The sequence below is a fragment of the Streptomyces sp. NPDC097981 genome (genome assembly GCF_040302565.1).
Classification (GTDB): Bacteria; Actinomycetota; Actinomycetes; order Streptomycetales; family Streptomycetaceae; genus Streptomyces.
The window spans coordinates 1-6,632 of sequence record NZ_JBEORW010000119.1 but is presented as its reverse complement, the minus strand read 5'-3'; the positions used below and the strand labels follow the sequence as shown (position 1 = coordinate 6,632).

Genomic DNA, 6,632 nt, shown 5'->3' with positions numbered 1-6,632 from the left:
CCGTCGTACGTCAGGCTGGCCGGGAGTCACGGGTGCCGAGGCAGGAACATCATCGTGGCGCGCTCTCCCTCCTCAGCATGACTCCTTCAGCCGCGCCTGCAACCGGAACTCGCGCGGCACGACCCCCGTCAGGACGGCACCCTTCCACGGGTGGTTGCCCGGCAGTGAGTGGCGCAGATCAGTCATCGAGTCTTCGCAGCGGCTGGGCCGTCACCGATGGGTCGTCGAGCGCACGATGGCCTGGCTCGCCGGCTGCCGCCGACTCCATCGCCGCTACGAACGCAAGGCCGAACATTTCCTCGCCTTCACCAGCATCGCCTGCACCCTCATCTGCTACCGCAGACTGGCCAAATGAGATGACGTCTATAAGAAGGCCGTGGCCGGCCAGCTCTGCACAGGCCCAGGCCCAGGCCCAGGCCCAGGCCCAGGCCCAGGCCCACAACGGTTCGTGTAGCAGACAGGCCCTACACGGAGTCGTTGAAATCGGCCAGGTCCATGCCCGCCCAGCCGGCCCCGGCGTCCGCGTCCAAACCTGGCCAGAGCGCCAGCATGTCCAGGAGCCTCGCGAGGTCCGCGGCGTCGCCGGCCCGGGCCGCAACGGCACGCCGTGCCCGCTCCCGCTGCCCCAGCCGCCATTGAGCATCACTGCTCCGCCGACGGTCCGATTCACCCATAACCACAGATCCCACCACAACCACCACGCCAGCACACCGCCGACGTCCCACCGCACCCCCGGCAACCCCACACGCCGCCCTCAACGCCATGCCCGGCAAGTCGGGCGACGGACCGGGTGGCACCGGCGGTAGGCGCGCTCCCCGGCCGGTGCGGGGCGCAGGTGGTGGAGTTTCGCCGAGGTGCCCCTGCCGGGAGGCGGGGGCACCTCGTGCGGTCAGGTGCTGTCCAGAGCGCCTGGGGCACCTGCCCTCGTCCGCACACTCCTGTCGGCACGGCGTGATCTTGAGCGTAGCGGGCAAGCCGCCCGCCGACAGGCTCAATGCGGGAATCGTCCCGGCTGCTGTCGGTCCCGGGTCACCCGAGCCCCGGCGCCCCGCCGGTCGGGCTCCGTGTGGCCGATCTCGTTTCCCGAAGCCGCGCGTGAGGCATCCGTGGCCGGCATCGAGGTCGTCATCTACAGGCAAAAGCTCAAAAGGATCGCGACCGTCGGCGGGAGCAGCGCGAGCCACCCCGCCCATCGACGTGCCCTGGCCAAGGTGGGGTGTCGCAGGGCCAGCCGTTCGCGCAGTCCTGCACGGGCCCCTGCACCGGGACCGAGCAGCCGGTGTCACCGATCACTGCGAGGGCCTCAAGCCCTACCCCACCCCCGAGGCCTACCGCTCCTTCTACTTCTGCAAGGACTGGCGGCTCGGCCCCAAGCGCTCCCGGACCGAGGGCCCGTGGGAAGCATCCTCAAGGGGTACGACCGCCTCGGCGTCCTCAGGGCCGTGGAGTTCCTGGACAGGTGGTGGGATCCCGCGGCGGACGCGGGCCAGGGCGACTGGCCCTATCCGCCCGACGACGGCTACGAGCACAACGGCCAAGGGGTGATCGCCGCGCCGCTGGTGCTGCACGCGGCCTGAGGGTGGAGCGCTTCGGCGTCGAGGCGGGCCGGTTCCTCTCCCCTGTGGGCACCAAGTACAGCTACCGGGCGCTCCCGCCGTCGGACCTCAACACCAACGACCCGCGCTACCCGTACGAGTACCACCTGTACCGGGTGGCGAAGGACGTCACCGTGTGTGCCGGGCCGGAGGCCCCCGCATTCGAGCTGCCCGGCGGGGGCATCCAGTACGTGACGTCCAGCAGTCTGCCCGGACATCCCCCACACCTCGGTGGCGGATCTGGTGAACAACGGCACCCTCGTACGGCTGACCAAGTGATCCCCGCACCGTGAACCGCTTCCAGCTGTACGAAGCCCTTCGTGCGGCCGGAGTCCCCGAGGCGTACTACGAGATCCCCGGCCGCCCCCGCGGCCCCCATGCCACCGACCGCTACTTCCTTGAAGAGCGTGAGGGCGCATGGGTCATGGGCGTCCACGAACGCGGCCGGCGGGACGTGCTGCGACTACAGCTTTTAGTTGTCACAAACCGGCCGTGGTTGGCATCGCTCGCGCCAACCGACTGCCGACATCGAGAGGCGGGTTGTGGGCGGTCGGGCGTACTGGCTGCCGCCCCACGGGCGTCAAGGCCGGACGGGGTTGAACGTCAGACCGAGGCAGATCGGGGCGTGGTCGGCGGTCAGGCGCCGGTGCGGCGGTCGAGGCCGTCGAGCAGGAGTCGCAGGCCGTACTCGAAGCGGTCGTCCGGGGTGCGGTCGGCCCAGTGGCGGATGGCCGTGCCGATGGCCGGGTAGTCGCTGGTCGCGGCGGTGTCCGGGGTCGGGGTGCGATCGGTGGTGGCGAGTTGGTGTTCCCGGCTCTGTTCCTCGATGACGTGGCCGAGGACGTAGTCCTGAATGGTGAAGAAGGCCAGCGCGGTCTCAGTCTCCGGTACTCCGGCGGCGGCGAGGGCCTGGACGGCGGCTTCGCCGAAGCCGAGGGTGTTGGGCCGGCGGACGTACGTGCCGGACAGGACGCGGGCGCCGTCCCGGCGGGTGAGCAGGGCGAGCCGCAGCCGTCGGGCGAGTTCGGCGGTCCGCTCGCGTGGCGGCAGTGCGAGGTCGACGTCGGCGACGCCGCTCATGATCTCCTCGGCGATGGCCTCCAGCAGGGCTTGCTTGTCGCGGTAGTGCCAGTACAGGGCGCTGGGGCCGACGCCCAAGGACGTGGCGAGGCGGCGCATGGTGAGCCCGTCCAGGCCTTCCTGGTCGAGCAGGCCGAGGGCTCCGGCGAGCACGTCCTCGCGGTGCAGGCGCACGCGGATCTCCTTGCTGGGCGGGCGGGGTTGGGCCGACTTCACGGCCCTGTCATCCGCGTTGACACACCGTTGAGCCTACCCTAACCTGAACACCGTTCTACTAGAACACTGTTCAGGTTTGGAGTCGACATGTCCATGCCCTCTTCCCCGCGCGTCCCCGCCGCGCCCCCTCCGCCCACAGCGGCCCCGCCCACCACGCCGTCGCCCACCGACCCGCTGCCGCCCGGGCCGCCGCCGCCCGGAGCACCGCGCCTGCTGCGGCCCGGCCTGCCCGTCGCGGCGGCGGTGGCGATCGCCTGCACCGCGTCGTTCATGGTCGTCACGGACGGTGCCATCGTGAACGTGGCCCTGCCCGCCATGAGCGCCGACCTCGGACTCGGATCCGCCGCCGCCCGCTGGGTGGTGGACGCCTACCTGCTGGTGCTCGGCGGCTTCACGCTGCTCGCGGCCCGCGCCGGCGACCTCTTCGGCCGCCGGTCCACCCTGCAGGCGGGCCTGGTCCTGTTCACCGCCGCCAGCGCCCTCGGCGGACTGGCCGGCAGCGGCCAGGCCCTGATCGCCGCCCGCGCCGCCCAAGGGCTGGGGGCGTCGGCGCTGGCGACCTCGACCCTCGGCGTCGTCCTCGCCGCCACCGCCGACCGGCCGGAGCTGCGCCGTCGCGCCATGTCGGCCTGGGCCGCGTCGGGTTCGTCGGCCGCCGCACTCGGCGTGCTGCTCGGCGGCGTCCTCACCGAACACGCCGGCTGGCGCTGGGTGATGTACGTCAACGTGCCCCTCGGTGTCGCGCTGCTGATCGCCGTCCACCTCTGCCTGCGGCCCGCCGACGTCCGCGGCTCCCTCGGCCGCCTCGACCTGCCCGGAGCCTTCGCCTCGACCACCGGCGTCGGCCTGCTCCTGTTCGGTGTCACCCGCGGCGGCGAGAGTGGCTGGAGGTCCCCCACCACCCTCGTCGCCCTCGCTGCGGCGGCCCTGCTGCTCACCGCCTTCGTACGCATCGAGGCACGCAGCGCGAACCCACTGGTCCGCCTGCCGGTCTTCCGGCTGCCAGGCGTACGGGCCGGGAACCTCGTCGTGCTGTTGCTCGGTTCGAGCCTGACGGCATCGCTGTTCCTCGTCTCCCAGCTGTTGCAGCAGGTCCTCGGCTACTCCGCCCAGCAGGCCGGCCTGGCGATGCTGCCGATGGGCGTGTGCCTGGCCGCGGCCGCCCTGGTCTCCCGGCGCCTGCTGGACGCCGGGGCGCGCCGACTGCCGCTGTACGGGGGCACCGTCGCGGCGGCCGGGCTGCTGTGGCTCGCCGTCCTGCCGACCGACGCCCGCTACGCGGCCGACCTGCTCGGCCCGCTGCTGCTGATCGGATCCGGTCTCGGCCTGATGCTGATGTCCGCCACCACGGCGGCCACCGCCGCCGTCCCGCCCGCCGAGGCCGGCCTCGCCTCAGGCCTGCTCAACACCTCCCGCCAGCTGGGCGGCGCACTCGGCCTCGCCGTGCTCGGCGCCATCGCCCAGTCCGTCACCGGCACCTCCGACGGCACTGCCTCCGGTGCCGCCGCCCTCCTGCACGGCTCCCACGCGGCGCTGCTCGCCGCCGCGGCGCTCAGCCTGCTGGGCGCGCTCACCTCCCTTCTCCTGCCCGGAGCCCGGAGCGGCAGCCGGACCGCCGGCACGCACACCCGCACCCGATCCTGAACCCGCCTCAGCACCCACCCGGAGAACAGCCCATGCACACCGGCAAGCACTACCCCGTCCTCGTCGTCGGCGGCGGCATCGTCGGCCTGACCGCCTCCCTCGCCCTCTCCCACCACGGCGTCCCCTCGCTCCTGGTCGAGGCCCACCCCGGCACCCACGACCACCCGCGCGCCCGCAGCCTCAACGCCCGCGCGATGGAGATCTACCGCGAACTCGGCGTGGCGGACGCCGTCCGCGAAGCCGGCGCCCCACTGGCCCGCGCCGAAGGGCTCCACCGCGGCCCCGACCTCGCCACCGCCCTCGCCGACGTCCCACGCCGGCCGAACCCCGGCGACCGACCCGAGAGCATCTTCGCCCCCACCGAGATGGCCCGCTGGAGCCCGACCACCGGCCACCGCGCGACCCTCGACGCCGTCGAACCCGTCCTCCTGGCGGCAGCCCGCCGCCGACCGGCCGAGATCCGCTTCGGCACGCAGCGCACCGGCCTGCGCCACGGCGACGACCACCTCGCCGTCGACCTGACGGACGTGGCCACCGGCGCCACCGAGACCGTCACCGCCGACTACCTCATCGCCGCCGACGGCGCGGGCGGCGCGCTGCGCCACGAACTGGACGTCTCCTCGACGTACGGCACCAGCCACGGGCACCAGCTCAACATCCTGTTCCGCGCCGACCTCGAACAGCTCATCCGGGGCAGGGAGTTCAGCGTCATCCTGATCGCGCGTGCAGGTGTGCGCGGCATGCTCACCGCCATCGACGCCCGCACCCGCTGGGCCTTCCACCTACGCTACGACCCGGCCGTCGAGAGCCCCGCCGACTACCCGCCCGAGCGGTGCGAGCAGATCCTGCGGGACGTCCTCGGGGTGCCCGGCATCGAACCCGAGGTGGCCAGCGTGCTGCCCTGGGAGGCCCGCGAGCGCACGCTCGACCGCCTGCGCGCGGGCCGGGTGTTCTTCGCCGGCGACGCGGCCCACCAGATGCCCCCGGCCGGCGCCCGCGGCGCCAGCACCGGCATCGCCGACGTCCACAACCTCGTCTGGAAACTCGCCGCCGTCCTCGACGGCCAAGCGCACGAAACCCTCCTGGACACTTACCAGGACGAGCGCCACCCCGCCGCCGTCCACGCCGTCGCCGCCTCGGGCGCCAACGCCCGGGCCATGACCCCCGGCAGCCCCTCACCAGATCCCGACTGGACCACCCCAGCCGCCCACGGCCTCGGCGACCGCTACCGCTCCGCTGCCGTCCTCACCTGCACGGGGGACCCGGCGGACACCGTCACCACCGACCTCGACGGCAGCCCCGGCACGCGCCTCCCGCACACCTGGACCGACCCCGCCCAGACGCGCTCCACCCTCGACCTGCCCGCCAGCGACTGGATCCTGCTCGGCCCAGCCGACTGGCGCCCGCCCGCCGACACCGCCGGCCTGCGCCACGCCGACCCCGGGCCCGAGTTCGCCGCCCTCGCCGGCACCGCAACCGGGGGCGCCGTCCTCGTCCGCCCCGACGGCCACATCGCCTGGCGCTCCACCGACCCGACGACCACCGGCCCCGCGGATCCGGCGTCGGCCATCGACGCCGCCCTGCGCCGGTTGCCGTTCCGCGGCCGCCACAGCACGCACCGTCGGGCGCCAGGGTTCACGGGTTCCGAGGTCCACCCGTAGCCCCGTACCCCTTGCTCCGGCCCGGTCGGACAAAACGGGACCGGTGCGGGGCCGCACAGCAGGCCCGAGGCTGTCCCGCAGCGCTGCAAGTGCCCTGCGGGCGGGCTGCCCCGCTCCCGGGACCTTCCATCGACTCAACCCGAGACGGTCGACGCCGCAGCCGTCCGACCACCACGTAACGAGGTGGGACCGGGGTCTCCGGAGGCCGGAGTGTCGCTCCGACTCGTCCAGTACTACTTCGAGTCCAAGGAGAGGCTCCTCTTCCACGGGCTCCAACACCTGACCGACCGCTTCACCGCGCGGGTCGGAGCCTTGGTCCATGACGGGCGCGGCGCGATGCGGTGCGCTTGAGCCGGTTGAACTCGCTCTTGCCTCCCACCCCCACCACGAACAGCCCTTCCACCCGCGCCGCCCCGAACCGGGCCACCACCTGCGC

General features: G+C 73.2%; 7 protein-coding genes and 1 pseudogene. 6 read left to right on the top strand and 2 right to left on the bottom strand.

Annotated elements, in window-relative coordinates; translation table 11 throughout:
• Positions 1-355: transposase (locus ABTY04_RS40030; protein WP_352218356.1), on the top strand; the 355-nt coding region annotated here is incomplete at its 5' end.
• Positions 356-464: 109 nt separating this feature from the next.
• On the opposite strand, the gene ABTY04_RS40025 is transcribed toward ABTY04_RS40030, so the two are convergent.
• Positions 465-674, bottom strand: coding sequence for a hypothetical protein (locus ABTY04_RS40025; RefSeq protein ID WP_352218355.1), 210 nt, complete (start codon positions 672-674; stop codon positions 465-467).
• A gap of 720 nt (positions 675-1,394) precedes the next feature.
• Here ABTY04_RS40025 and ABTY04_RS40020 point away from each other — a divergent pair.
• Complete coding sequence (locus ABTY04_RS40020; protein WP_352218354.1) at positions 1,395-1,577, top strand: hypothetical protein; 183 nt, start codon at positions 1,395-1,397, stop codon at positions 1,575-1,577.
• A 2-nt stretch (positions 1,578-1,579) separates the two neighbouring features.
• Positions 1,580-1,888, top strand: a complete 309-nt coding sequence (locus ABTY04_RS40015) for a TNT domain-containing protein (RefSeq protein ID WP_352218353.1) — start codon at positions 1,580-1,582, stop codon at positions 1,886-1,888.
• 343 nt (positions 1,889-2,231) lie between these two features.
• Here the strand turns inward: ABTY04_RS40015 and ABTY04_RS40010 are convergent, their stop codons facing one another.
• Entirely contained in the window at positions 2,232-2,849 is a 618-nt protein-coding gene (locus tag ABTY04_RS40010; RefSeq protein WP_352218352.1) for a TetR/AcrR family transcriptional regulator C-terminal domain-containing protein, read from the bottom strand.
• A 129-nt stretch (positions 2,850-2,978) separates the two neighbouring features.
• Between ABTY04_RS40010 and ABTY04_RS40005 the strand changes: the two genes are divergently transcribed.
• From ABTY04_RS40005 to ABTY04_RS39995, 3 genes and pseudogenes are all read left to right on the top strand, one after another.
• On the top strand, positions 2,979-4,535 hold the full coding sequence (locus ABTY04_RS40005; protein WP_352218351.1) for an MFS transporter: 1,557 nt from the start codon (positions 2,979-2,981) through the stop codon (positions 4,533-4,535).
• Positions 4,536-4,567: 32 nt separating this feature from the next.
• Entirely contained in the window at positions 4,568-6,196 is a 1,629-nt protein-coding gene (locus tag ABTY04_RS40000) for an FAD-dependent monooxygenase (RefSeq protein ID WP_352218350.1), read from the top strand.
• A 201-nt stretch (positions 6,197-6,397) separates the two neighbouring features.
• A pseudogene (locus ABTY04_RS39995) lies at positions 6,398-6,508 on the top strand (TetR/AcrR family transcriptional regulator); the annotation flags it as partial.
• Positions 6,509-6,632 lie beyond the last annotated feature (124 nt).